Source organism: Streptomyces sp. NPDC029044 (assembly GCF_040637495.1).
Classification (GTDB): domain Bacteria; phylum Actinomycetota; class Actinomycetes; order Streptomycetales; family Streptomycetaceae; genus Streptomyces.
Genome location: NZ_JBEZWN010000003.1, coordinates 240,100 through 264,936, shown reverse-complemented (window position 1 = coordinate 264,936; position 24,837 = coordinate 240,100). Strand labels below are relative to the sequence as shown.

The 24,837-nt window shown below is 68.3% G+C and carries 24 protein-coding genes and 2 tRNA genes; 6 read left to right on the top strand and 20 right to left on the bottom strand.

Features of this window, described 5'->3' with window-relative positions; all coding sequences use genetic code 11:
• The first annotated feature begins 60 nt into the window (after positions 1–60).
• Positions 61–1,092 carry a restriction endonuclease gene (locus tag AB0E85_RS04690; protein WP_361922320.1) on the top strand — a complete coding sequence of 344 codons (1,032 nt, stop codon included), beginning with the start codon at positions 61–63 and terminating at the stop codon, positions 1,090–1,092.
• Between the two features lie 94 nt (positions 1,093–1,186).
• Here AB0E85_RS04690 and AB0E85_RS04685 read toward each other — a convergent pair whose 3' ends face one another.
• From AB0E85_RS04685 to AB0E85_RS04660, 6 genes are read right to left on the bottom strand one after another with little or no spacing between them, the layout of a single operon-like run.
• Complete coding sequence (locus AB0E85_RS04685) at positions 1,187–1,936, bottom strand: class E sortase (protein WP_361922318.1); 750 nt, start codon at positions 1,934–1,936, stop codon at positions 1,187–1,189.
• Positions 1,937–1,949: 13 nt separating this feature from the next.
• A complete protein-coding gene (locus AB0E85_RS04680; protein WP_361922316.1) occupies positions 1,950–3,131 on the bottom strand; it encodes a class E sortase in 1,182 nt (393 codons plus the stop codon).
• Positions 3,128–3,766 (bottom strand): aminodeoxychorismate/anthranilate synthase component II, encoded by a 639-nt coding sequence (locus AB0E85_RS04675; protein ID WP_361922314.1) that lies wholly within the window; start codon positions 3,764–3,766, stop codon positions 3,128–3,130. Before AB0E85_RS04675 ends, AB0E85_RS04680 begins: the two co-directional genes overlap by 4 nt.
• Positions 3,763–3,960 (bottom strand): hypothetical protein, encoded by a 198-nt coding sequence (locus AB0E85_RS04670; protein ID WP_033309918.1) that lies wholly within the window; start codon positions 3,958–3,960, stop codon positions 3,763–3,765. Before AB0E85_RS04670 ends, AB0E85_RS04675 begins: the two co-directional genes overlap by 4 nt.
• Positions 3,961–3,977: 17 nt before the next feature.
• The gene (locus AB0E85_RS04665; RefSeq protein WP_361922312.1) at positions 3,978–4,652 is read right to left on the bottom strand and encodes a class E sortase; all 675 of its coding nucleotides are present in this window, start codon (positions 4,650–4,652) and stop codon (positions 3,978–3,980) included.
• A gap of 20 nt (positions 4,653–4,672) precedes the next feature.
• Positions 4,673–5,455: a DUF881 domain-containing protein gene (locus AB0E85_RS04660; RefSeq protein ID WP_361922310.1), complete on the bottom strand. Its 783-nt coding sequence runs from the start codon at positions 5,453–5,455 to the stop codon at positions 4,673–4,675.
• A 139-nt stretch (positions 5,456–5,594) separates the two neighbouring features.
• On the opposite strand from AB0E85_RS04660, the gene crgA reads away from it, so the two are divergent.
• Positions 5,595–5,849: a cell division protein CrgA gene (crgA, locus tag AB0E85_RS04655; protein ID WP_030846986.1), complete on the top strand. Its 255-nt coding sequence runs from the start codon at positions 5,595–5,597 to the stop codon at positions 5,847–5,849.
• Positions 5,850–6,103: 254 nt separating this feature from the next.
• On the opposite strand, the gene AB0E85_RS04650 is transcribed toward crgA, so the two are convergent.
• Together AB0E85_RS04650 and AB0E85_RS04645 are read right to left on the bottom strand one after the other, a co-directional pair.
• Positions 6,104–6,994 (bottom strand): rhomboid family intramembrane serine protease, encoded by an 891-nt coding sequence (locus tag AB0E85_RS04650; protein WP_361922308.1) that lies wholly within the window; start codon positions 6,992–6,994, stop codon positions 6,104–6,106.
• Between the two features lie 112 nt (positions 6,995–7,106).
• Positions 7,107–7,634 carry a peptidylprolyl isomerase gene (locus AB0E85_RS04645; protein WP_033309915.1) on the bottom strand — a complete coding sequence of 176 codons (528 nt, stop codon included), beginning with the start codon at positions 7,632–7,634 and terminating at the stop codon, positions 7,107–7,109.
• Between the two features lie 337 nt (positions 7,635–7,971).
• Here AB0E85_RS04645 and AB0E85_RS04640 point away from each other — a divergent pair, with 337 nt between their 5' ends.
• On the top strand, positions 7,972–8,673 hold the full coding sequence (locus AB0E85_RS04640) for a DUF5324 family protein (RefSeq protein ID WP_361922306.1): 702 nt from the start codon (positions 7,972–7,974) through the stop codon (positions 8,671–8,673).
• 158 nt (positions 8,674–8,831) lie between these two features.
• Here AB0E85_RS04640 and AB0E85_RS04635 read toward each other — a convergent pair.
• Positions 8,832–8,904, bottom strand: a tRNA-Ala gene (locus tag AB0E85_RS04635).
• A gap of 181 nt (positions 8,905–9,085) precedes the next feature.
• Between AB0E85_RS04635 and AB0E85_RS04630 the strand changes: the two genes are divergently transcribed.
• Positions 9,086–9,634, top strand: coding sequence for a DNA-binding protein (locus AB0E85_RS04630; protein WP_033309914.1), 549 nt, complete (start codon positions 9,086–9,088; stop codon positions 9,632–9,634).
• A gap of 303 nt (positions 9,635–9,937) precedes the next feature.
• Complete coding sequence (locus AB0E85_RS04625; RefSeq protein WP_361922304.1) at positions 9,938–11,437, top strand: protein kinase; 1,500 nt, start codon at positions 9,938–9,940, stop codon at positions 11,435–11,437.
• A 25-nt stretch (positions 11,438–11,462) separates the two neighbouring features.
• Here the strand turns inward: AB0E85_RS04625 and AB0E85_RS04620 are convergent, their stop codons facing one another.
• Together AB0E85_RS04620 and AB0E85_RS04615 are read right to left on the bottom strand one after the other, a co-directional pair.
• Positions 11,463–12,743 carry a hypothetical protein gene (locus tag AB0E85_RS04620; RefSeq protein ID WP_361922302.1) on the bottom strand — a complete coding sequence of 427 codons (1,281 nt, stop codon included), beginning with the start codon at positions 12,741–12,743 and terminating at the stop codon, positions 11,463–11,465.
• A gap of 207 nt (positions 12,744–12,950) precedes the next feature.
• On the bottom strand, positions 12,951–13,079 hold the full coding sequence (locus AB0E85_RS04615) for a DLW-39 family protein (RefSeq protein ID WP_003999697.1): 129 nt from the start codon (positions 13,077–13,079) through the stop codon (positions 12,951–12,953).
• A gap of 337 nt (positions 13,080–13,416) precedes the next feature.
• On the opposite strand from AB0E85_RS04615, the gene AB0E85_RS04610 reads away from it, so the two are divergent.
• Positions 13,417–13,779, top strand: a complete 363-nt coding sequence (locus AB0E85_RS04610) for a DUF6344 domain-containing protein (RefSeq protein ID WP_361922301.1) — start codon at positions 13,417–13,419, stop codon at positions 13,777–13,779.
• A gap of 64 nt (positions 13,780–13,843) precedes the next feature.
• Here AB0E85_RS04610 and AB0E85_RS04605 read toward each other — a convergent pair whose 3' ends face one another.
• The 9 genes from AB0E85_RS04605 to dnaN all read right to left on the bottom strand — a co-directional run bounded on the left by AB0E85_RS04605 (position 13,844) and on the right by dnaN (position 24,271).
• Positions 13,844–14,122, bottom strand: a complete 279-nt coding sequence (locus AB0E85_RS04605; RefSeq protein ID WP_361922299.1) for a hypothetical protein — start codon at positions 14,120–14,122, stop codon at positions 13,844–13,846.
• Positions 14,123–14,178: 56 nt separating this feature from the next.
• A tRNA-Ile gene (locus AB0E85_RS04600) sits at positions 14,179–14,255 on the bottom strand.
• 113 nt (positions 14,256–14,368) lie between these two features.
• A complete protein-coding gene (locus AB0E85_RS04595) occupies positions 14,369–15,178 on the bottom strand; it encodes a DUF3566 domain-containing protein (RefSeq protein WP_361922297.1) in 810 nt (269 codons plus the stop codon).
• A gap of 19 nt (positions 15,179–15,197) precedes the next feature.
• Positions 15,198–17,789, bottom strand: a complete 2,592-nt coding sequence (gyrA, locus tag AB0E85_RS04590) for a DNA gyrase subunit A (RefSeq protein WP_361922295.1) — start codon at positions 17,787–17,789, stop codon at positions 15,198–15,200.
• A gap of 42 nt (positions 17,790–17,831) precedes the next feature.
• Entirely contained in the window at positions 17,832–19,892 is a 2,061-nt protein-coding gene (gene gyrB / locus AB0E85_RS04585) for a DNA topoisomerase (ATP-hydrolyzing) subunit B (RefSeq protein WP_359632966.1), read from the bottom strand.
• Positions 19,893–20,363: 471 nt separating this feature from the next.
• Positions 20,364–20,918, bottom strand: coding sequence for a DciA family protein (locus tag AB0E85_RS04580; RefSeq protein ID WP_361922293.1), 555 nt, complete (start codon positions 20,916–20,918; stop codon positions 20,364–20,366).
• Positions 20,915–22,036, bottom strand: coding sequence for a DNA replication/repair protein RecF (recF, locus tag AB0E85_RS04575; RefSeq protein WP_361922291.1), 1,122 nt, complete (start codon positions 22,034–22,036; stop codon positions 20,915–20,917). The genes AB0E85_RS04580 and recF overlap by 4 nt, the downstream gene beginning before the upstream one ends.
• Before the next feature lie 31 nt (positions 22,037–22,067).
• Positions 22,068–22,943, bottom strand: coding sequence for a phosphogluconate dehydrogenase (NAD(+)-dependent, decarboxylating) (gnd, locus tag AB0E85_RS04570; RefSeq protein WP_361922289.1), 876 nt, complete (start codon positions 22,941–22,943; stop codon positions 22,068–22,070).
• A 197-nt stretch (positions 22,944–23,140) separates the two neighbouring features.
• The gene (gene dnaN, locus AB0E85_RS04565) at positions 23,141–24,271 is read right to left on the bottom strand and encodes a DNA polymerase III subunit beta (RefSeq protein WP_033309904.1); all 1,131 of its coding nucleotides are present in this window, start codon (positions 24,269–24,271) and stop codon (positions 23,141–23,143) included.
• Positions 24,272–24,837 lie beyond the last annotated feature (566 nt).

Genomic DNA, 24,837 nt, shown 5'->3' with positions numbered 1-24,837 from the left:
TCACCGGGTGGGGTGGGGCATCGGTACTTCACCCCGGCCATACGAGCCGGAGGACAGAACGTGATCAACGAAACGGCCTTGCTGGAATCACCGACCCTGCGCGGCAGCGTGCTCGACCGCACGGACGTACTCGACAGGGTCAAGGCACTGTCGCTGCTGCCGGACGGGATGCATGTGACGACCGCGATGGTGGCGTCGTACTTCGACGTCGGTCTCGAAGCCATCAAGTCACTCGTCAAGGACCACCGGATCGAACTGGAAGCCAGCGGCTACCGGCTGCTGACCGGCGAAGAACTGAGGTCCTTCAAGAACCTCAGTGGAACCCAGTCCCGCACCCGATCCCTCGCCCTCTTCCCCCGGCGCGCCGTCCTCAACATCGCCATGCTGCTCCGGGACAGCGAAGTCGCACGTCAGGTGCGGGTGTACCTCCTCGACATGGAGTACCTGGCGCGCACACAGCCTGTGGAAAACCCTGCCCCGGCCGACACCGACTCCCTCGACGCCCGCATCGACCAGCGCATCACCCACATCCTGGGGAGGACCGTCGTCCCCCTGTTCAACGCGCTGATCGAAACCTCGGGCGAGCACCGACGGGAGCTCACCGCCCTCCGGGCAGGCGTCCAGCGCGTCGAGAAACGACTCCAGCAGCACCACACCCGACTACAGCGGCTGGAAGCCCCCCGGAAGGACCGCCCCCTAGCCGGAGTCATGGCTGCCATGGACGCCATGAACGGACGCGAGTTCGAAGAACACGTCGCCGGGCTGCTGCGCCGCGACGGCTGCACCAACGTCGTCGTCCAAGGCGGCGGAAGGGACCGCGGCATCGACATCACCGCGCTCACAGCCGACGGGCGGCGCATCGTCGTCCAGTGCAAGAGGTTCGCGCCCCACATCTCCATCACCAGCCCCGAGATCCAGAAGTTCCTCGGGGCGGCCAAGGTCCTGCACGACTCCGAGGTGGCCCTGTTCGTGGCGACCTGCCCCTTCACCCGCGACGCCCTCAACATCGCAGCCGAGAGCGGCATCACCGCCGTACACCGCGGGCTGGTGGAGGAATGGAGCGCCGGGGCGGCCCTGACCGTCCTGGAGTGACCGCCCGACCGCGACAAAGGCCCGAAGCCGCAAGAGTTGGTTGCGGCTTCGGGCCTCCGTCATGCTAGCGGCCGACCTCCCCCGAGGAGCGCACTCAGCCCAGTTCCTTCGGCGGTGTCCGGTCCGCGTCCACCTTCTCCACCCGCTCCAGCTCACCCCACACCACGTACCGGTACGTGCTCGTGTACACCGGCGTGCAGGTCGTCAGCGTGATGTAGTGGCCCGGCTTCTTCCTGCCGGACTCCTTCGGGACCTGGGAGAGAACCTTGACGTTGTACTTCGAGGTCTCGGGAAGGATGTCGTACACCTTGTAGACGTACCACTTGTCCTTCGTCTCGAAGACGATCGGGTCGCCCTTCTCGATCTTGTCGATGTTGTGGAACTTGGCGCCGTGGCCGTCCCGATGGGCAGCCAGGGAGAAGTTGCCGTCCTTGCCCGACATCGGCAGGGTCGCCTTGACGGGGTCCGTGTAGTAGCCGGCGACACCGTCGTTGAGGATCTTGTTCGACGTGCCCTTCTCGACCAGGACCTCGCCGTTCCTCATCGCCGGCACGTGCAGGAAGCCGATCCCGTTCTTGGTGTTCAGCGCACCCGGCCCACCCCGGCCATGAGCCCAGTCCTCACGGACCCGGTCCGCCTGCTTGCCCGCCGCACGGTCGGCGACCACGTTCGTCCACCACAGCGAGTAGACGACGAACAGACCGAGGACGAGGCCCGCGGTGATGAGGAGTTCCCCGAAGAAGCTGACCGCCAGGGCGACCGGGCCGGGCCTGCGACGTGCCGCAGGCGGCCGCGACGCCGCGCCGGTGTGCTTCTCGTGATCCGTGTCGGTGGTCGCTGCCACTGGTCATCTGCCCTTAACTGACGAGCGCATCCGGCTTGCCCTTGCTGCGCGGCCGTTCCTCGACCATCTTGCCCCAGACGATCATCCGGTACTTGCTGGTGAACTCCGGCGTGCACGTGGTCAACGTGATGTAGCGGCCGGGCTTGGTGAAACCGGACCCCGTGGGCACCGGATTCAGGACGCTCGTGTTGCTCGGCGGCGTCACCGGCAGGATCGACGCCATCTTGTAGACGAAGTACTCGTCCTGCGTCTCCACGACGATCGGATCCCCCGGAGCGAGCTTGTTGATGTACCGGAACGGCTCTCCATGGGTGTTGCGGTGGCCCGCGAGCCCGAAGTTCCCCGTCTTGTCACCGGGCATCGCCGTCTTCAGCGCACCCTCCGCGTAGTGGCCGACCATGCCGCGATCGAGCACACCCTTGCTCTCGGTGCCCTCCGCGATCGGGACCACCACGTCCAGCTTCGGAATGTGCAGAATGGCGAAACCCTGCCCCGGCTCGAACGCCCCCGGATTGCGCTTGCCACTCGCCCAGTCGTTCTGGAGGCTGCTGGCCTCCTTGCCCGCCTGCGCATGCGCCCGCACGTTCGTCCACCACAACTGGTACGTGACGAACAGCAGCATCAGCACACCGGTGGTGATGAACACCTCGCCTATCGCCCGGCTCGCGACCACCGCCGGTCCGGGCTTGCGCGCCCGCGCCTGCCGCCGCGCCTCGACCCGCGACAACGGCGCCCGCGAGCGGCCCCCGTCATCGGCCCGAGCAGCCGAAGGGGCGTCCGACGCACCCCCATGACGCCCATGACGGCGTTTGGCGGCCTTCCTGCGGGCCGCACGGCCGCCCTCGGCAGATCCGTCCCGCCGCCCGCCCGAAGACGCCGCAGACCCCGCCCCGGGGCCACCCGACCCCATCGGTGGATCCGGTATCCGCAACGCCACCGTCTCTTCGTCGACGGGCGGCAGATACGACTCCTCCGGGACCGGCTCATAGGACGCGTACTGCCCCGGATGCCGCGCACCGGACCGCGGCCGCCCTCCCGCCCCCGGCCCTGAACCCGGCTCCGGTGGATACGGCTCCCCCTGCGGGGACGCACCGTACCCCCCACCACCCGACCAGTCCTCGAACGCGCCCGACACCCCGTACGACTGCTGCCCGTACGAGGTGTCGGACTCGCGCTCGGGGCGCAGCGCGGTCACGCCGAGGCCCTGCCCACCACCGGGGCGAGCCCGGCCGACCTCGTCACCGCACCCTGGTCCCCGCACTCGACCAGCCAGTTCGCCAGCATCCGGTGCCCGTGCTCGGTCAGCACCGACTCGGGGTGGAACTGCACACCCTCCACCGGCAGTTCCCGGTGCCTGAGGCCCATCACGATGCCGTCGTGCGTACGGGCCGTCACCTCCAGCTCCGCCGGCACCGTCGCCGGCTCGGCGGCCAGCGAGTGGTAACGCGTCGCCGTGAACGGCGAGGGCAGACCCGCGAAGACACCACCGCCACCGTGCTCGACCAACGAGGTCTTGCCGTGCAGCAGCTCCGGCGCACGGTCCACCACACCGCCGTACGCCACCTGCATCGACTGCATGCCCAGGCAGACACCGAACACCGGAACACCCGTGTCGGCGCAGTGCCGGACCATGTCCACGCAGACACCCGCCTGCTCCGGCGTACCGGGCCCCGGAGAGAGCAGAACCCCGTCGAAACCGTCCTGCGCATGCGCCGTCGACACCTCGTCGTTGCGCAGGACCTCACACTCGGCACCCAGCTGATACAGGTACTGGACCAGGTTGAAAACGAAGCTGTCGTAGTTGTCGACGACGAGAATGCGCGCGCTCACTGGTTGTCCACCGTCACATCGTTGAAGGGCAGCAGCGGCTCCGCCCACGGGAAGACGTACTGGAAGAGGACGTAGACCACGGCCACGACCAGGACGAGCGAGATCACTGCCTTCACCCACGTGTTCCCCGGCAGATGCCGCCAGATCCAGCCGTACATGCCGTCCCTTCCGTCGTACCACGGCACCAGACCCACGCCGTACAGCCACCAGACTAACGGCGCAGCGCCTCTGGTTTCCCGGCCTCCACAGGCTGGGTGGAGTCCAGGTGCGCCCAGACGATCAGCCGATGACTGTGCCCCCACTCCGGTTCGCACGTGGTCAGCGTCAGATACCGGCCCGAACGCGTGTACCCGGATGTACGTGGGACAGGGTCGATCACCTCGATGTCCGAGGGCACTGTTTTGTACGGGCCTTTGTCGATCCGATACGTGAACCAGGTCCTACCGTCGGTCAGCACCACGGCGTCACCCCGCCTGAGCTCGGGAAAGTCCTTGAAGGGATCACCGTGGGTGCGGCGGTGACCGGCGACCGCGAAATTACCCCGCTGCCCGAGCTGGGCGGTCTCCGCGTAGTGGCCGAGCCCCTTCTTCAGCGTGCCGGTCGCGGTGCCTTCGAGCACGGGCTTGTTCCACGTGAAACCAAGCCGCGGAATGTACATGATCGCGAAAGGCCTGCCCTCGGCGTAGGGCGCGGGCTTCGCAGGACTCGCGGGGCCACCGGCCGGCGGACGGGGCCTCGACCACTCCTCCCGGAGCAGCTCGATCTGGTCGTCCATGACGCCATCGGCCTTCACACCCGTCCAGAAGAGCACATAGACGACGAACAGCACGATCACACTGCCGACGGTGATGCACAGTTCGCTGACGGTCCTGACGATCACGCGCACCGGCAGCTCCCCCGGTCCGGCTACTGCTCCACGGGCTTCGCGTAATGCAGATCCACTGTGCCCGAGTAGCCGGGCAGAGTCACCGGGCCGTTCTCCTCGACTTTCCATCCGAGCCCGTAGACATTGACGTAGACCATGTAGTTCTGGATCGCCGGCGACGCCGCGAGCGCCTGCTGAAGCTTCCCCGGGTCCCCGACCGCCGTGATCTTGTACGGCGGCGAGTAGACGCGCCCCTGAAGGATCAACGTGTTGCCCACGCAGCGCACCGCACTGGTGGAGATCAACCGCTGGTCCATCACCTTGATGCCCTTCGCCCCGCCCTGCCACAGCGCGTTCACCACGGCCTGGAGGTCCTGCTGGTGGATCACCAGGTAGTCGGGCTGCGGCTCCGGATAGCCGGGGAGCTTGGCCGTGGCATCCGGCGGGGCGTCATTCAGCGTGACCGTGAGCGAGTCACCCTTCAGCTTCTGCGTGCCCGCACGCTTCTCCAGAGCCGAGAGCTTGTCGTCCTCCGCCTTGGTACTGCCGTCGTCCCGCTCGGCGAGGGCCTCTATGTCCTTGCGCAGGGCCCCGTTGGTCTCATCCAGCTCACCGTTCTCCTGGCTGCGCTCGTGGATGAGGTCGGACAGCTTCAGCAAGGAGGTGTCCGTGCGGATGTTGGTGCCCTTGGCGGTGTTGAAGCTGGTGAAGAAAATGAGACCCGCGAGAGCGAACACGGCCGCCGTGAGGATGCGCACGGGCCGGAAACGCCGCGTGCGCTCAGGGGTGGATCCCGTCCCGGGGGAGTCGGCAGAATTGCTCAACGTACCCTTATCTCCTTCGGCGCGGCGGAAGCACTACGCTAACGGACGCCCGGGGGAGCAATCGGAGTCCCCTTACGCTGCCCCGAGACCGACCCAGTTACCTGCGCGGCCACGCAGCGCATCGACAGGAGAGACCCTCGTGCCGAAGTCACGTATCCGCAAGAAGGCCGATTACACGCCGCCGCCTGCCAAGCAGACGACCGCCATCAAGCTGAGCAACCGTGCCTGGGTCGCGCCGGTCATGCTGGCCATGTTCCTCATCGGCCTGGCCTGGATCGTCGTCTTCTACGTCACCGACGGCTCGCTGCCCATCGACTCGCTGGGCAACTGGAACATCGTGGTGGGCTTCGGCTTCATCGCGGCCGGCTTCGGTGTCTCGACCCAGTGGAAGTAGCGCTCACCGCACGGTGAACGCAGCTCTGCCCAGGGGTGTTCGCTGAGTTATCCACAGCAGTTATCCACATGGGGATAATGAAGACGATCTGTGGATAACCCGCTGGGTGTTGACGCCGGTATGACGGAAGTACCGGCACTCGAAAACTTGTTCGCCCCCTGCCTGACCTGCGGAGACGCAAGTCAGCGCCAGGGGGCACATGTGTTCCCGCACCGTGTGCACAAGATCCGACACCCGCTGTGGACAACGCCTGCTCAGGTGAGCTGCGCCGTCCTCAGTACGGTCATGAGCACGACCACTCCCAGGACCAGGGCGCAGGTGCCGTACTGGACCAGTGCCCGGCGCTCGCGCGGGGCGTGGACCATGGCGTATCCGACGACGACTCCGGCGACGAGGCCGCCGATGTGGGCCTGCCAGGAGATGTTGAACCCGGGGCTGAAGGTGAAGATCAGGTTGATCGCCAGCAGCGCGATGATCGGCCGCATGTCGTAGTTGAGCCGGCGCATCAGGACGGCCGTCGCGCCGAAGAGACCGAAGATCGCGCCGGATGCACCGAGGGTCGCCGTGTTGGGGGACGCCAGCAGGTAGGCCAGCGCGCTGCCGGCGAGTCCGGAGATGAAGTAGAGCGCTAGGTAGCGGGCGCGGCCCAGTGCCGCTTCGAGGGGGCCTCCGAGCCACCACAGGCTGAGCATGTTGAACGCGATGTGCCAGATTTCCTGGTGGGTGAACATCGAGGTCACCATGCGGTACCACTCGCCTCCGGCCACGCCTTGTGTGGGCGTGAAGGGTGCGGGCGGCCAGGCGCCGAGAAGGACGATGTCGTTGAGGAGCGACTCGTGGACCTGGACGGCGATGAAGACGGCCAGGTTGATCCCGATGAGGATCTTGGTCAGCAGCCGGGGGTCGGCGGCGATGGAGCCGCCGGCGATGGTGCGGGGGATGGCGGCCGTGGGTGAGTGGCCTGTGCCGGAGCCGGTTCGGACGCACTCGGGGCAGTGGAAGCCGACGGAGGCGTTGACCATGCAGTCGGGGCAGATGGGGCGCTCGCAGCGGGTGCAGCGGATGCCTGTCTCGCGGTCCGGGTGGCGGTAGCACATGGGGACGCTGTGGGCGTCCTGCGGGCTGCCCGCAGCCTGGTCGTCCATGGTCTCCCCTAGGTTGTGTGAGAAAAGCCCGCCCCGCTCATCCTTACGGATGAGCGGGGCGATTGGTTCCCTGCGGGAGCCTTCGCGCGGTTCCCGGTGGAAGCCTTCGCGCTCAGCGGGTTTCGATGACGACCGACTCGATGACCACGTCGTTCAGCGGGCGGTCGGTGCGCGGGTTCGTCTGGGTCGTGGCGATGGTGTCCACGACCTTCTGGCTGGCGGCGTCGGTGACCTCGCCGAAGATGGTGTGCTTGCGGTTCAGCCATGCCGTCGGGGAGACGGTGATGAAGAACTGGGAGCCGTTGGTGCCCGGGCCGGCGTTGGCCATGGCCAGCAGGTAGGGCTTGTCGAAGCGCAGGTCCGGGTGGAACTCGTCCTCGAACTGGTAGCCGGGACCGCCGGTGCCGTTGCCCAGCGGGTCACCGCCCTGGATCATGAAGCCACTGATCACCCGGTGGAAGACCGTGCCGTCGTAGAGCTTGTCCGTGGACTTCTGGCCCGTCTCGGGGTGGGTCCACTCCCGCTCGCCCTGGGCGAGCTCGACGAAGTTCTTGACCGTCTTGGGCGCGTGGTTCGGCAGGAGCCGGACTTCGATGTCGCCGTGATTGGTCTTCAGGGTGGCGTAGAGCTGCTCAGCCACGATCTGCCTTCCGTTGTCTTTCTGTGACTCCCTGATCCTCGCACGGACGGGCCTCCGCGTCGTCCGGCCTCGGTGCGGCGGGGGGAAACCCTCGGCGGGTGTCGCGGAAATCCAGTCGAGTAGGCCCGGGGCGGGGGCGCTGGGCGGCGATCCGTGGCATTGTCGACGACAAGCTCCTGTTGCCCCCTATTCGTCCGCTATCGCACGTGATCGGCGTTGGATGCCGACTCTCGTGACCCGGATGCTCTTCCGCGCATGCCTGGTCGTGTGTCGGGAGGCATGATCCGTAAAAGGGTGGAAAGTCGAAATACCGTACGCCACCGAGGAGGAGGAACCCGTGACCCGCATCGACAGCGTGCGCGCCGCGACTGGTTCGGCGAAGGACAGCGTGCTGCACGCCGCGGAAGTGGTGGCGCCCTACGCCGACACGGCCAAGGACAGGGCCGCGCACTACGCACACGAGGCACGCGTACGGCTAGCGCCCAAGGTGACGCAGGCCGCAGGGCAGGCGCGTGTCCAGTACGGCGCCCATGTGCAGCCGTATCTGGAGCAGGCCCGCACGCATGTGCCGCCGAAGGTCGACCAGGCCGCCCAGGAAGCCGCCGAGCGCACGCGTAAGGCTGCCCGTCAGGCGGCGGAGTACTCCAGGCCGAGGATCGAGCAGGCGATGGCTGCGGCTGTGCCTGTCACGACCGAGGCTGCGGCCCGGAGTGTGGCCGCCATGGCCGCGCTGCGCGGTCAGGTCTCGTCCAAGGAGATCCAGAAGTTGGTCCGCAAGCATGAGCGGCGGGCCAAGGCCGGCAAGGCTGTGAAGTCGCTGCTGCTGCTGGGCGCTCTTGCGGGCGGGGCTTTCGCTGCGTGGAAGTGGTGGGACAAGCAGGCCAATCCTGACTGGCTGGTGGAGCCGCCGGCTGCGACGGAGGTCCCGGAGTCGGGGCGCCTGTCATCCGTGGACGGCACGGGTCCGGCGGTTCTGGACCCGGAGGTCGAGGCCAAGCAGGCCGAGGACGAGGCCGCTCGGCGCGACGATCGGTCCTGAGGGCGCACCGGATTCAACAGCACGGCGGGGCGGGAGACTTGAGGGTCTCCCGCCCCGCCGTGCTGTTTCACGTGAAACACTCGCCGCCGGCAGGCGCCCGGCTGCGTAAAAATGCCCTCCGAGGCTGCGTTTTCGCAGTTCGGAGGGCGTTTTGCGAGTGGAGCCTAGGGGAGTCGAACCCCTGACATCTGCCATGCAAAGACAGCGCTCTACCAACTGAGCTAAGGCCCCGTGCGGGGACGTCCGGCCGGAGAAACTGCGTCCCGGTGGGCGTCGGAGACCAGAGTACCGGGTCACCCCCGTGGTTCTGCAAAAAGATTGGGGGTCCCCGTCGACGACCACTCTCCGTAAGATGCTCGGCGTGGTTCGCTACCGCGAACCGCCGTACATGGGGAAGCGATGGGGAGACGCAATGGACGCCGCACAGCAGGAAGCGACCGCAAGAGCGCGGGAACTGCAGCGGAACTGGTATGGGGAGCCGCTGGGGGCGCTCTTCCGTAGGCTTATCGACGATCTTGGTCTCAACCAGGCTCGTCTCGCGGGGGTTCTGGGACTGTCGGCGCCGATGCTGTCGCAGCTGATGAGTGGTCAGCGGGCGAAGATCGGCAATCCGGCTGTGGTGCAGCGGGTGCAGTTGCTCCAGGACCTGGCGGGGCAGGTCGCGGACGGCAGTGTGAGCGCGGCCGAGGCCACCGAGCGCATGGAGGAGATCAAGAAGTCACAAGGGGGGTCGGTGCTCAGCAACACCACGCAGACGACGAGCAGTTCGGGGGCGCCCACGGTCAAGCGCGTGGTGCGGGAGATCCAGTCGCTGCTGCGGTCGGTGGCGGCGGCGGGCGACATCATCGATGCCGCCGATACTCTCGCCCCGACCCATCCGGAGCTGGCAGAGTTCCTCCGGGTCTACGGCGCCGGCCGCACTTCGGACGCGGTCTCGCACTACCAGTCCCACCAGAACTGATCCGCTGCCCGGTCGCCGGAGGGGGTCCGGCTGCGGGCGGCAGGTGAGGTGACGGGGGATGCGTCACGGTACGGACGGGCACGTGGGGGCGTGTTCCGTACGGGGGACCGTTCGACGCGAGGGGGATGTTCGCTCATCGGGGGAGTGTCGGGGCCGGGGGCTCGGGGGATTGTCGAGTCCCGGGGGCTCGGGGGATTGTCGAGGCCGGGGGCTCGGGGGAGCTGTTTCGTCCGTCGGGGAGTCGTAGCGCTCGCCGGGGGGAAGCAAGGGGGGAAGCCGCAGGGGGAGGAGCGACGTACAGCCATGGGTGAGGTCTTCGCCGGCCGGTACGAACTGGTCGATCCGATCGGGCGCGGAGGGGTCGGCGCCGTGTGGCGCGCCTGGGATCATCGCCGGCGTCGCTATGTGGCCGCGAAGGTTCTGCTCCAGAGCGACGCGCACTCGCTGCTGCGCTTCGTGAGGGAGCAGGCGCTGCGGATCGACCATCCTCATGTGCTCGCCCCCACCAGCTGGGCCGCCGATGACGACAAGGTCCTGTTCACGATGGACCTGGTCGCGGGCGGCTCACTCGTCCACCTCGTCGGGGACTACGGTCCCTTGCCGCCGACTTTCGTGTGCACTCTGCTCGACCAGTTGTTGGCGGGTCTGGCCGCGGTGCACGCGGAGGACGTGGTGCATCGTGACGTGAAACCGGCGAACGTGCTGCTGGAGGCCACTGGCACGGGCCGGCCGCGGCTGCGGCTGTCGGACTTCGGTATCGCGATGCGGCTGGGTGAGCCGCGGCTGACGGAGACCAACCTCGTGGTGGGGACGCCGGGTTATCTCGCGCCGGAGCAGATGATGGGCGCCGAACCGGACTTCACCGCCGATCTGTTCGCCGTGGGGCTGGTCGCGTTGTACTTGCTGGAGGGCGCCAAGCCGGACAGCAAGGCGCTGATCCAGTACTTCGTCGAGCACGGGACGCCCGGTGCGCCTCAGGGCATTCCGGAGCCGGTGTGGCAGGTGGTGGCCATGCTGCTCCAGCCGGATCCGGAGGCGCGGTTCCGTACGGCTACGGGGGCGCGCAAGGCGCTGGCGGCTGCCGCGGAGCTCCTCCCGGAGCCGGGGCCGGACGACGAGCTGATCGAGATCTTCGACCAACTCGGCCCGCTGCCGAGGGGGTTCGCCGCCGAAGGGCCTCTGGAGCGGGAGAAGGGCCTGGGCCCTGGAGGGGAGCGGTCCGACTTCGCGGGGAGGGGCGAGGAGCGGTCCGACTCCGCGGGGAGGGGTGAGGAGCGGTCGCGGCAGGGAGACGGCGAGGGTGTGCTGTCGGTGTCCGGCGGGCAGTCGGCCGAGACCGAGCGGCGCCCCGGGCGGGAGACGCCCAGCGACCCTCGGCGTGCCGCTGACCTGTCAGACGGCTCGGCCCAGCCGCCCTCCATGTCGGACACCGGCAGCTTCCATCTGCCGCCTCCGCAGGCCACCGTCACCTCCTCCCCCGCTCCTGGGCAGCAGGCGGCGGCACCGCACCAGCAGCCGTCCGTCTCCCCGTACGACTCCACGTACCGGCTGTCGCCCGCACAGCCGCTGCCGCCGGTGCACTCAGGTCCTCCCCTGCCCCTTGCGGAGCAGTATCGTGCGGAAGCCTCGACAGCCTCGTACACCGCTCGCTCCCCGCAGTCCCCGCCGAGCGGCCTGACGCCGTCACGGCACCGGGCCCGGCGGCCTTCCCGCCCCGGACCTCCGGCGAGGGTGGCGATCCCGGTGCTGCTGCTCGCGCTGGCCTGTTACGCCGTGGGCTTCTGGGCACTGGCGCGGATCTGAGGCCGTTGCGGGGCCTGCGCCCGCCCTACGCTGCGGTTCCGCGCCGGGCGAGCACGGTCCACACGCCGAGTCCGACCAGCAGTGCGCTCCCGGTGCCGATGCCGCCCACGGCGAGCGCTCTCATGGCGGTGTCGTCGCCTGCGGTGACGCCCTCCGCGGCTGCTTCCCGGTCCTGGTCCGAGACCTCGAAGACGCCCGTCGGCTCGGACTCTCCGGTGTACTCGGGACCGCTCTGCGGCTGTCCGCTCACCCGGACGCGCAGCGTCATCGGGAACGGCCCGTCCCCGTAGGTGTCGGCGACGCTCTCCGCGAGGTGGGCGACGAGGTAGTAGGAGCCGGCGAAGCGCAGTGTGCTCACCTGTGCGGTGGCGGCGTAGCGGTTGGCGTGGTCGACCGGTGGCAGGGGAGGCAGGCTTGCGGAGTTCTGGCCGCCGTTGTAGCCCACGCCGATGTCGGCGACGTCTCCGCGAGCGGGGTTGTAGAGGGTCAGGTCCAGGGCGCCGGGGGTGTAGCCGGTGCTGCCGGAGTCGGTGCTGCCGAGTTCCGCGGTGACGGAGATCTGCTGTCCCCAGTCGACCGGCACCGCGTAGAAGAGGGTCTGGCCGGGGCGGATGTCGTCCTGCCAGACTCCCTGGTCGATCGGTGTCGCCCGGGTGAATCCGGGGCCGCCCTTGCGGCGCTCGGCGTCTCCCTGGAGCGGCTGGGGGGTGGCGGAGTTCCATGCGCCGGGCGCGCTGGTCGGCCCGGTCTTCGCTGTCCGCGGTTCCGTCATGGCGACGAGTTCCAGGTCCCAGGCGTCCGGTGAGGAGCCTTCGCCGTCGGGGTCGACGCGCTCGACGGTCACGTAGTAGGCGCCGGCTTTCTGGCACAGCGTTTTGCCGGGCGAGATCTCGCGCATGCCCCATGCCGCGGTGGGGTGGGGGCTTCGGGCGGCCCCGAAGCTCGTTCTGTCGACGGAGCAGGTGTTGCCTTCGGCGTCCTGGACGGTGACTTCGACGCCGTCGATGACGGAGACGGTGCTGCCGGGGGAGGGGACGGCGGTGGCGGAGACGTAGGCGCTGGTCTCGGCGTCGAGGTCGAGGCGGTAGTTGACCTTGCCGCTGCTCGGCAGGGAGCTCTTGTAGGTGGCGCCGGGCTTCAGGAGGGCGGCGTTGCCTGTGCTTCTCGCTCCCTCGATGCTCTGAGCGCCGTCGGCGAAGGCGAACGGGCTGGGCGTTGGGGCGGCGGGTGCGGCAGCGGCGGCCGGTGCCGTGGCCGCTGTCGCGCCGAGGGCCACGGCCAGGGCTCCCAGGCGCACGGCCGTCATCCCCGGACGGTGACGCCACGACCCCGCGCGCCGTCCCCTCGCCGTACGGCACCGTCCTCTCACGCGCCACCCCTCACCGTTACCGGACCCCAGAGCTGTGAAGCCGTGGCCCATCCTGCCGCGCCGGCGGGGTTCGCGACCGGCTCTCGGCACACAAAACCCCGACCGCGAGGCGGCCGGGGTGTGCTCGGTATGGGTTGTCGTGACTCACGAACCCGTGGGCACGGAGTCAGTCGCCTCCGTCCACAGGTCCTGCTCGGCGCGATCCGCCTGGATCTGGCGGTACACGAGGAGCCCGCCGATGGCGGCCAGTGCGACCAGGAGAAGCTTCTTCACCGCGCGACCTCGTCTTTCGTTGACGTAGGGGACCTCTGGCGCCCGACTATACACACCGACCGATACCGATCGGTGACCTGAGTCGGCCCTCAACTCCCTTCCCGGCCACCGGGATAGAAGCGGAGTTCACCGCTCCGATCGGAGGGTGATCACACCCCGACGGACGGTTACTTTGACCTCCCTTCGCCGCTCTCCTCATCTTTTCTACCCCTTTGCGTCCATCCGAGTGGTGTTCATCGGAACATCGACGCGCCACGGGCGGAGGTCCACCACTTCTCGCCCCCCATACACATCATGAGGAAAGTACGCAAATCGCCCGACCCGAAAGTGAGGGGCCATGGCCCGGAACAAGGTCATGAAGCTGTGGACCGCCATCGTCACCGCCTTCCTCGCGCTGTGCACCGCGCTCGGACTCATCACCACGACCGCCGCCGCGGCCGTACCGCAGACCGAGCAGAAGAGCAACAGCAACGGCGCGAGCATCCCGCAGCAGCGGACGGCGGCACCCGCGACGTTCCCCTGGTCCTCACCCAGGGCCCTGCCCCCCACGATGAAGCAGCGCATCCGCGCCGAGGCGCACGGCAAGACCCCACGCTGCCGGCACCGCTCACCCGCGGACACGACGGTCTCCCCCGCCACCGACTGCACCGACGAGGAATCCGACGCGGAAGCGGACCATCTCACGCCCCTCCAGCGCTGAACCCCTGGATCAACATCCGGCGATCCTGCGTACAAAGCCCGGCAGCTCGGCAGAGCGGCCGGGCTTACGCATGTCCCGGCCCGTCCGCGGTCTCCTGACCGGCAGAGCCGGCCTGACGTGTCCGCCGGGCCCAGCGGACCCGGTACCAGACGGCCCAGCCCACCAGGAGGGTCGAGAAGACGAGGGCGCCCAGCCTGCCCGGGTCCCCGTCCAGGGCCTTCGGCCAGGCATGCCGCCCCACATAGAACTGAGCGGTGATGAACACCAACCATCCCCACCTGCCCCGGCCCAGCCACCGCCGCAGATGCGCGCCGGTCGCTCGGGCGACTGCTCTCACCGTCACGCAGCCCTCCCTGAATGACGAAAACCCCCAACCATGAATGGTTGGGGGTTTCATGCTGGTGGGGCTAACAGGATTTGAACCTGTGGCCTCATCCTTATCAGGGATGCGCTCTAACCAACTGAGCTATAGCCCCGCCGCGCTCTGCGGGGGTGTGTCCCGCGCGCTGACTCCTGAAGATTAGCGCACGACACGGGCAGTCCCAAAATCGGTTGTCGGGACCTCGTCAGGGCAGCGGCGAAGGTGGCGTCACTCGTCCTCGGCGAGGGTCAGCTCGACACCGCCCACGAAGCCCGCGGACAGGTTGTAGATGAACGCGCCGAGGGTCGCCAGGGCCGTCGCCAGGACGACGTCGATGACCGCGATGACCGACGTGAACATCAGGACGTTGGGCAGCGACAGGAAGGCCTGCAGGTCGAAGCCGTTGGACTCGTTCGAGCCGGTGGCCTCGGAGATCGTGCCGCCGACCGTCGAGAAGACGCCCATCGCGTCCATGACCATCCACAGCACGGCGGACGCGACGATCGTGCAGATGCCCAGGGCGATGGAGAGCAGGAAGCTGACCTTCATCACCGACCACGGGTCGGCCTTCGCCACCCGCAGCCGCGCCTTGCGGACCCGAGGCGTGGTGCTCGTCCCCGTGCGGGGGCGCCGTACGGCACCCGTCGCGGCGCCCGCTCCCGCTCCGGCCGCTGCCGCCTGCTGTGCCGGGTAGGCCTGCGGCGGGTGATACGGCCCGGCCTGCTGCTGCGCCTGCCGCTCCCCCGGCAGGGGCGAGGCCGCGCCCGGCTCCTGCGCGGCCGGCTGCGGCTGCGCGCCGGAAGCGGACGAGCCAGGGCCGGCCTTGGGCTGCTTCGTTTTCGGACCTCGGGTGTCCGTCACAGTTCCCCCCTGTGATTCATGCGAGTCAGGCGAGGGCGTGTCCTTGGTCGGGGACTTGATCGCCTTCAGGTTGGTCGTGTGCGGGTCCGCCGCACGCGCGGCGGAGCCACGGCCGCCGTCGTCCGCTTCCGTACCCCTTGAGGTTCCGGCCGGTCCGGCGCCCGTGGCTCCGCTCACGCTGACTCACTCCTCGTGCCTACTCGGCCGAGGGCGCCTCACCCTCGTCCGTGCCGCTCGCGGCACCCTCGGCGGTCTCGTCGACGACCACGTCGCCGTCGACCTCCTCCGCCTCACGTCCCGCCTCGGCGTTGCGAGCGATGCCCACGACGGCATCGCGCTTGCCCAGATTGATCAGTTGGACGCCCATGGTGTCACGGCCGGTTTCCCTGATCTCGTTGACTCGCGTACGAATCACACCGCCCGACAGCGTGATGGCGAGGATCTCGTCGGTCTCCTCGACCACCAGCGCGCCGACGAGGGATCCGCGGTCCTCGACGATCTTGGCGGCCTTGATGCCGAGGCCGCCGCGACCCTGGACGCGGTACTCGTCGACGGCGGTCCGCTTCGCGTACCCGCCGTCTGTGGCAGTGAACACGAACGTACCGGGTCGAACAACATTCATCGAGAGCAGCTCGTCACCCTCGCGGAAGCTCATGCCCTTGACACCCGAGGTGGCACGGCCCATGGGCCGCAGGGTGTCGTCCGAAGCGGTGAACCTGATCGACTGCGCCTTCTTGCTGATCAGAAGCAGATCGTCGTCCGCCGAGACCAGTTCGGCTCCGATCAGTTCGTCGTCCGAACCGTCCTCCATCGACCGGAGGTTGATCGCGATCACACCGCCGGAACGGGGCGAATCGTAATCCTTCAGAGGCGTCTTCTTCACAAGTCCGGCCTTGGTGGCGAGCACGAGGTAGGGAACCGCCTCGTAGTCGCGGATCGCCAGGATCTCGGCGATCGCCTCGTCCGGCTGGAAGGCGAGCAGGTTCGCGACGTGCTGACCGCGCGCGTCCCGGCCGGCGTCCGGCAGCTCGTAGCCCTTGACGCGGTAGACCCGGCCCTTGTTGGTGAAGAACAGCAGCCAGTGGTGCGTGGTGGACACGAAGAAGTGGTCGACGATGTCGTCTTCCTTGAGCTTCGTGCCGCGCACGCCCTTGCCGCCGCGCTTCTGGGCGCGGTAGTCGTCGGTCTTGGTGCGCTTGATGTAGCCGCCCCGGGTGACCGTGACGACGATGTCCTCCTCGGCGATCAGGTCCTCGATGGACATGTCGCCCTCGTAGGGGATCAGCGTCGTCTTGCGGTCGTCTCCGAACTTCTCGACGAGCGCGGCCAGTTCCTCACTGACGATGCCGCGCTGGCGGACCGGGGAGGCGAGGATCTCGTTGTACTCGTTGATCTTCGCCTGGAGCTCGTCGTGTTCCTGGACGATCTTCTGGCGCTCCAGGGCGGCCAGTCGGCGCAGCTGCATCTCGAGGATGGCGTTGGCCTGGATCTCGTCGATCTCCAGCAGGCTCATCAGGCCGCCGCGGGCGATCTCGACGGTGTCGCTGCGCCGGATCAGCGCGATGACCTCGTCGATGGCGTCCAGGGCCTTCAGCAGACCGCGCAGGATGTGCGCCCGCTCCTCGGCCTTGCGCAGCCTGAAGCGCGTACGGCGGACGATGACCTCGATCTGGTGCGTCACCCAGTGCCGGATGAACGCGTCGAGCGAGAGCGTGCGCGGCACGCCGTCCACCAGCGCCAGCATGTTGGCGCCGAAGTTGGTCTGCAGGTCGGTGTGCTTGTACAGGTTGTTCAGCACGACCTTGGCGACCGCGTCCCGCTTCAGCACGATGACCAGGCGCTGCCCGGTCCGCGAGGAGGTCTCGTCCCGGACGTCGGCGATGCCGCCGATCTTGCCGTCCTTCACCAGGTCGGCGATCTTCTGGGCGAGGTTGTCCGGGTTGACCTGGTACGGCAGCTCCGTGACCACCAGGCACTGGCGGTTCTGGATCTCCTCGACCTCGACGACCGCACGCATGGTGATGGAGCCGCGGCCGGTGCGGTACGCCTCCTCGATCCCCCGCCGGCCGACGACCAGCGCGCCGGTCGGGAAGTCCGGGCCCTTGATGCGCTCGATGAGCGCGTCCAGCAGCTCCTCGTGTGAGGCCTCGGGGTTCTCCAGGTACCACTGGGCGCCGGCGGCGACCTCGCGCAGGTTGTGCGGCGGGATGTTGGTCGCCATACCGACCGCGATACCGGCCGAGCCGTTGATCAGCAGGTTCGGGAAGCGGGCCGGCAGGACGGTCGGCTCCTGGGAGCGGCCGTCGTAGTTGTCCGTGAAGTCGACGGTCTCCTCGTCGATGTCACGGACCATCTCCATCGACAGCGGCGCCATCTTGCACTCGGTGTACCGCATGGCCGCGGCCGGGTCGTTGCCCGGGGAGCCGAAGTTGCCGTTGGAGTCGACGAGCGGCATCCGCATCGACCACGGCTGCGCGAGGCGGACCAGCGCGTCGTAGATGGAGGAGTCGCCGTGCGGGTGGTAGTTGCCCATGACGTCGCCGACGACGCGGGCGCACTTGTAGAAGCCGCGCTCCGGGCGGTAGCCGCCGTCGTACATGGCGTACAGCACACGGCGGTGGACGGGCTTGAGGCCGTCGCGGACGTCCGGCAGCGCACGCGAGACGATGACGGACATCGCGTAGTCGAGGTACGAGCGCTGCATCTCCGTCTCGAGCCCGACGGGCTCGACGCGCATGGCCAGGGCGTCACCCTCGGGCGTCGTCACGGGAGTGTTCTCGTCGGTCATTGCTGGTGAAGATCCTTCCCTGTGCGGTCAGCTGAGACCGACTCAGATGTCGAGGAAGCGGACGTCCTTGGCGTTGCGCTGGATGAACGCGCGGCGTGCCTCGACGTCCTCGCCCATGAGGACCGAGAACAGGTCGTCGGCCTGGGCGGCGTCGTCGAGGGTGACCTGGCCGAGGACGCGGTGCTCCTGGTCCATGGTCGTGACGCGCAGTTCCTCGGCGTTCATCTCGCCGAGACCCTTGAAGCGCTGCACCGAGTCGTCCTTGATGCGCTTGCCGGCGTTGCGGCCCATCTCGATCAGGGCGTCGCGCTCGCGGTCGGAGTAGGCGTACTCGAAGTCGTCCTTGCCCCACTTGATCTTGTAGAGCGGCGGGCGGGAGAGGTACACGTGGCCGGCCTCGACCAGGGGCCGCATGAAGCGGAACAGGAAGGTCAGCAGCAGGGTGTTGATGTGCTGGCCGTCGACGTCGGCGTCCGCCATCAGGATGATCTTGTGATAGCGGAGCTTCTCGATGTCGAAGTCCTCGTGGACTCCGGTGCCGAAGGCCGAGATCAGCGCCTGGATCTCCTGGTTCTGGAGGATCTTGTCGATCCGCGCCTTCTCGACGTTCAGGATCTTGCCGCGGATCGGGAGGATCGCCTGGTACTGCGGGTTGCGGCCGGACTTGGCCGAGCCGCCGGCGGAATCACCCTCGACGATGAAGATCTCGCACTTGGTGGGATCGTTCGACTGGCAGTCGGAGAGCTTGCCCGGCAGGGACGCGGTCTCCAGCAGGCCCTTGCGGCGGGTCAGGTCGCGGGCCTTGCGGGCCGCCACGCGCGCGGTGGCCGCCTGGATGCCCTTGCGGATGATGTCCGCGGCCTCGTTGGGGTTCCGGTCCAGCCAGTCCGCGAGGTGCTCGTAGACGACCTTCTGGACGAACGTCTTGGCCTCGGTGTTGCCCAGCTTGGTCTTGGTCTGGCCCTCGAACTGCGGCTCGCTCAGCTTGACCGAGATGATCGCCGTCAGACCCTCGCGGATGTCGTCGCCCGTGAGGTTGTCGTCCTTCTCGCGCAGCAGCCTCTTGTCGCGCGCGTACTTGTTGATCAGCGAGGTCAGCGCGGCCCGGAAGCCCTCTTCGTGCGTACCGCCCTCGTGGGTGTGGATGATGTTGGCGAAGGAGTACACGCCCTCGGTGTAGCCGCCGTTCCACTGCATGGCGATCTCGAGGGACAGCTGCCTGTCCTTGTCCTCGGCCTCCAGGTCGATGACGGTCGGGTGGACCGCCTCGCCCTTTCGGGAGTTGAGGTACTTCACGAAGTCGACGATGCCGCCCTCGTAGTGGTACGTGACGGTCTTGACCTCGGCCTTCTCGTCCGCACCGGCCTCGTCGGCACCGGTCACGGCCTTCGCCGACTCGCGCTCGTCAGTGAGTTTGATCGTCAAACCCTTGTTGAGGAACGCCATCTCCTGGAAGCGCCGCGAGAGCGTCTCGAAGGAGTAGTCGGTGGTCTCGAAGATGTCGCCGTCGGCCCAGAAGGTGACCGACGTGCCGGTCTCGTCCGTGGCCTCGTGCTGGGCGAGCGGGGCCGTCGGGACGCCCATCTTGTAGTCCTGCGTCCAGCGGTGGCCGTCGGTCCTCACCTCGACGGAGACCTTGCTGGACAGGGCGTTCACGACCGAGACACCGACGCCGTGCAGACCACCGGAGACCGCGTAGCCGCCGCCGCCGAACTTGCCGCCCGCGTGCAGCACGGTCAGCACGACCTCGACAGCCGGCTTGCCCTCGGACGGCACGATGCCCACCGGGATGCCACGGCCGTTGTCGACGACGCGGACGCCGCCGTCGGCCAGGATCGTCACCTGGATCGTGTCCGCGTGCCCGGCCAGCGCCTCGTCGACGGAGTTGTCGACGACCTCGTACACGAGGTGGTGCAGACCGCGCTCACCGGTCGAGCCGATGTACATGCCGGGTCGCTTGCGGACCGCGTCCAGACCCTCGAGGACGGTGATGGCACTGGCGTCGTACGAGGCGGTGACCTCGCTGTTGGAGGTGATCGCCTCGCTGCTCACGCCTTCGTCGGTGGACGGGATGTTCTCGTTGGGGTTGCCGGAATCGGCCACGAAGCGCCCTTTCTGGCACAGCACGAGCCAGGCTCGTCGGCGGGTTGCCGGAGCGGCTGCGGCATGTTGCGTTGGTAAGCCTTGATCAGCGTTGCTCAGCTTTTCCCGGACGGTCCCCAGCGAGTGGGGCGGGATTGCTTCCAGTCTACCGGTAGCACTGACACTGATGGGGGTTTGCCGGTACCTGAGTCCGCATGTGCCGCCCTCGACGGGTCTCGTCCTACTCCCGATATACGGATGGGGGCTCCAAGAGGCTCACAGAGCCACTCAGCGCTTCCGGCCGTCAACCCTTGGCTACTTCGGAGTCAGGTCCCGATTCGCAACCGTGTGCGGGCACACGACGGAAGCGCCGCCGGCCCTCCCAAACGGCGGACGGAAGCCCTCGATGTGAAGTCGGTCACGTACTGTCGACGGGTGGGAAACCGGTGCCGATCAGCCGCGTGCTGTCGACAGGTGGGAAACCGGTGCCGATCAGCCGTAGGTATCGCCCGGACCGGTGCTGCCGGGGGCGCGCAGCGGCCCGTAGCGGCGCGCGGGGCCGCCGGGACCCTGCACCTTGATCAACTGCACCGTGCCGTGGCCCAGGTCCTCGTTGAGGCGCGCGACCAGCGTGGGCGCGAGCAACCGGAGGTTCGTCGCCCAGGCCGTCGAGTCACAGCGCACGATCAGAACCCGCTCGTCCTCGTCGTACCTCTCCGGCACACAGTGCTTGGCCACGTCCTCACCGACGATCTGCGGCCAGCGGCCCATCACACCGCCCACCGCGGCCGGCGCCTCCCAGCCGCGCTCGGTGATCAACCGGTTGATCGCGGAACCGAGCGCCATCGGATCGCGGCCGTCGGCGCGCGCCCCGGAGCGCAGACCCCCGCGGCGCGCCTGCCTCTTCTGCTGCGCCGCGTCCCCACGCGCGCGTGCGGCGTCCTTCGCGGCACGCAACGCCACGCGCGCGAGATCGACGCCGGAGGGCTCGGGAGCCTTGGGAGCCTTGGGGGGCTGAGGGGCGTCGCCGGATGTGTTCTCCGTCATACCCGCTCCACCGTCCCTTCGGACACGGCGAACCGCGTCCCGGACAGCATATGCGGTACGTCGTCGTCGACCGCCGCCGTCACCAGGACCTGCTCGCCGGGCGCTACCAGTTCCGCGAGGCGCTCACGACGACGGGTGTCCAGCTCGGCGAAGACGTCGTCGAGCACCAGAACCGGCTCGTTGCCCTCCGCCCGGAGCAGGTCGTACGACGCCAGACGCAACGCCAGCGCGTAGGACCAGGACTCGCCGTGGGACGCGTAGCCCTTCGCGGGGAGCTGGCCGAGCTTGAGCACCAAGTCGTCGCGGTGCGGGCCGATCAAGGTCACCCCGCGCTCGATCTCCTGCTTGCGGGCCTCAGCGAGCGCGGCCATCAACTGTTCGAAGAGGTCCTCACGGGTGTGTGCCTCACCCGGCGCGGACGGCTTGTACTCCAGCGCGATCGGGCCGCCACCGGGCGCGAGTTGCTCGTACGCCTTGTCGGCCAGCGGCTGGATCGTGGCGATCAGATCCAGACGCTGGGCGAGCAACTCCGCCCCCGCGCGCGCCAGATGCTGGTCCCACACATCGAGGGTGGACATGTCCATGGCGCGCCCACCGTGCCGACGGGCCAGCGCCGCCGACTTCAGCAGCGTGTTGCGCTGCTTGAGGACCCGGTCGTAGTCGGAACGGACCCCGGCCATGCGCGGGGAACGCGCGGTGATCAGCTCGTCGAGGAAACGACGCCGCTCACCGGGGTCGCCCTTGACCAGCGCGAGATCCTCCGGCGCGAACAGCACGGTCCGCACGATCCCCAGCACGTCACGTGGCCTGACCTGCGAGGACCTGTTGATACGGGCCCGGTTGGCACGCCCCGGGTTCAGTTCCAGCTCCACCAGCTGCTGCCGCTCGCCCTGCCGGACCTGCGCCCGGATGATCGCGCGCTCGGCGCCCATGCGGACCAGAGGGGCGTCGGAGGAAACCCGGTGGCTGCCGAGAGTGGCGAGATAGCCGACGGCCTCGACGAGATTGGTCTTGCCCTGCCCGTTCGGCCCGACGAAGGCCGTCACCCCGGGGTCGAGCGGGACCTCGACCCGGGGGTACGAACGGAAGTCGGCAAGCGACAGATGCGTGACGTGCATGGTCGTTTCGCCGACCTCCCTCGGTGCTCGGTTACTTCTTCTCGACCGCGTGGCCGCCGAACTGGTTCCGCAGCGCCGCGATCATCTTCATCTGGGGCGAGTCCTCCTGGCGGGAGGCGAACCGCGCGAACAGCGACGCGGTGATCGCCGGCAGCGGCACCGCGCTGTCGATCGCCGCCTCCACCGTCCAGCGTCCCTCGCCGGAGTCCTGTGCATAACCCCGGAGCTCGTCCAGGTGCTCGTCCTCGTCGAGCGCGTTGACCGCGAGATCCAGCAGCCAGGAGCGGATGACCGTGCCCTCCTGCCAGGAACGGAAGACCTCCCGGACATCGGTCACGGAGTCGACCTTCTCCAGGAGCTCCCAGCCCTCGGCGTAGGCCTGCATCATCGCGTACTCGATGCCGTTGTGGACCATCTTCGCGAAGTGGCCCGCACCGACCTTGCCTGCGTGCACCGAGCCCGCGTCGCCCTCCGGCTTGAGCGCGTCGAAGACCGGCTGCACCTTGGCGACGTGCTCCTTGTCGCCGCCGTACATCAGCGCGTAGCCGTTCTCCAGGCCCCAGACGCCGCCGGAGACGCCGCAGTCGACGAAGCCGATGCCCCTGGCCGCCAGCTCCTCGGCGTGCTTCACGTCGTCGGTCCAGCGGGAGTTGCCGCCGTCCACGACGACATCGCCGGGCTCCAGGAGCTCGGCGAGCTGGTCGATCGTGGTCTGCGTGGCCTCACCGGCCGGGACCATCACCCAGATCACGCGAGGCCCGCTGAGCTTGCCCACCAGCTCTTCCAGGCTGTGGACATCGGCGAGGTCCGGGTTGCGGTCGTATCCGAGGACGGTGTGACCTGCGCGGCGGATCCGCTCGCGCATGTTGCCGCCCATCTTGCCGAGGCCGACGAGACCGAGCTCCATCAGTTGTTTTCCTTAGGTTCTGCGACGTGGCGTGGCGGCACGTGCGTACCGCGGGGCACTTTCGTACCCGCGTCCGAGCCTAAACCCGGACGCTCGCGCACATCTGTGGGCATACGCGCTCAGTCGTACGCCCTCACCTGCGGCTTTGTCCTCAGCCTGTGGACAGCCACCGACGATCCCCGGCGTCTCGGGCAGGCTCAGCCGCTGAGGCGCACCGGCATGATCAGGTACTTGTAGGCGTCGTCCGCCTCGGCGTCAAGCGCGGGCTTGCCGCTGAGCAGCGCGGGCTTCGTGGACGTCGTGAACGACAGCTGGGCCACCGGAGAGTCGATGGCGCTCAGGCCGTCCAGCAGGAACGTGGGGTTGAAGGCGATCGAGATGTCGTCGCCTTCGAGCTGGGCGTCCACCCTTTCCACAGCCTGTGCGTCGTCGCTGGAGCCCGCCTCCAGGATGAGTACGCCCTGCTCGAAGCTCAGCCGCACCGGGGTGTTGCGCTCGGCGACCAGGGCCACACGCTTGACGGCCTCCACGAACGGGGCGGTCTCGATGACGGCGACGCTGTTGAACTCCGTCGGGAACAGCGTGCGGTACTTCGGGAGGTCGCCCTCCAGCAGGCGGGTCGTCGTACGGCGGCCGGCACCCTCGAAGCCGATCAGGCCCTCGCCGGAGCCCGAGCCGGACAGCGCCAGGATCACCTGGTCGCCGCTGGTCAGGGCCTTGGCGGTGTCCAGGAGCGTCTTGGCGGGCACCAGGGCGACCGCGGAGGCCTCCGGGTTCTCCGGCTTCCACAGGAACTCGCGGACCGCGAAGCGGTAACGGTCGGTGGACGCCAGCGTGACGGTGTCGCCCTCGATCTCGATACGGACACCCGTGAGGACCGGAAGCGTGTCGTCACGGCCGGCCGCGATGGCGACCTGGGAGGCGGCGGAGGCGAAGACCTCACCGGGAACCGTGCCCGTCGCGTTCGGCATCTGCGGCAGGGCCGGGTACTCCTCCACAGGCAGGGTGTGAAGTGTGAACCGGGACGAGCCGCAGACCACGGTCGCCCGTACACCGTCTGTGGAAATCTCCACCGGCCGGTTGGGGAGCGCGCGGCAGATGTCCGCGAGGAGGCGGCCCGAGACCAGGACCGTGCCCTCCTCGTCGACCTCGGCCTCCACCGACACCCGCGCCGAGACCTCGTAGTCGAAGCTGGACAGGCTCAGCTGGCCTTCCTCGGCCTTCAGCAGCAGGCCGGCGAGGACAGGCGCCGGCGGACGGGCCGGGAGGCTGCGTGCCGCCCAGGCCACTGCCTCCGCGAGTACGTCGCGTTCCACCCGGATCTTCACTGTTGCCGCCTCCTGCTGTTGCCGGCGCTTCTCGCTCTGCCTGGCCCTCGTCGTCTGTCTCGGTGTCGACGGTCCCTGTGAGGGGGAGGACACCGGGGACCAGTCTGACGCACCGCACTGACAGTAGGTGCCTCTCGGGGTCAAGTCGTGACGAGGGGCAGCCGGGCACCGAAGAGCGAGTTGTGCACAGGGCCCCCTTCGAAACGGATTCCCAGCTCTCTCTAGTCGGGAGTAGTAGTAGGGGCTGTGGATACCGTGGATAACCTCGTTTGCCCAGCTCAGAGCGGGAATTTTGTCCACGGGTCCTGTGGGTGGAGGCGGTGGACAACTGGGCGTATCTGTGGAGAACAGAAAGTTCTGCACACGCCGTGCACAGGGTGAGGCGAGTTCTCCCCAGCGCCGTCCCCAGCTTTACCCACGTTTCCCACAGCCCAACCCGGCAGCTTTGTGTGACGCCTTTCACTCGACCCGGTGAGGAGGCGCGTCGCGTTGCCGAACAGTGGACAGGCATGTGGAGAAGCGACGGTTTGCTGGGGACAACTCCGCCCAGCCTGTGGGTGGCCGGT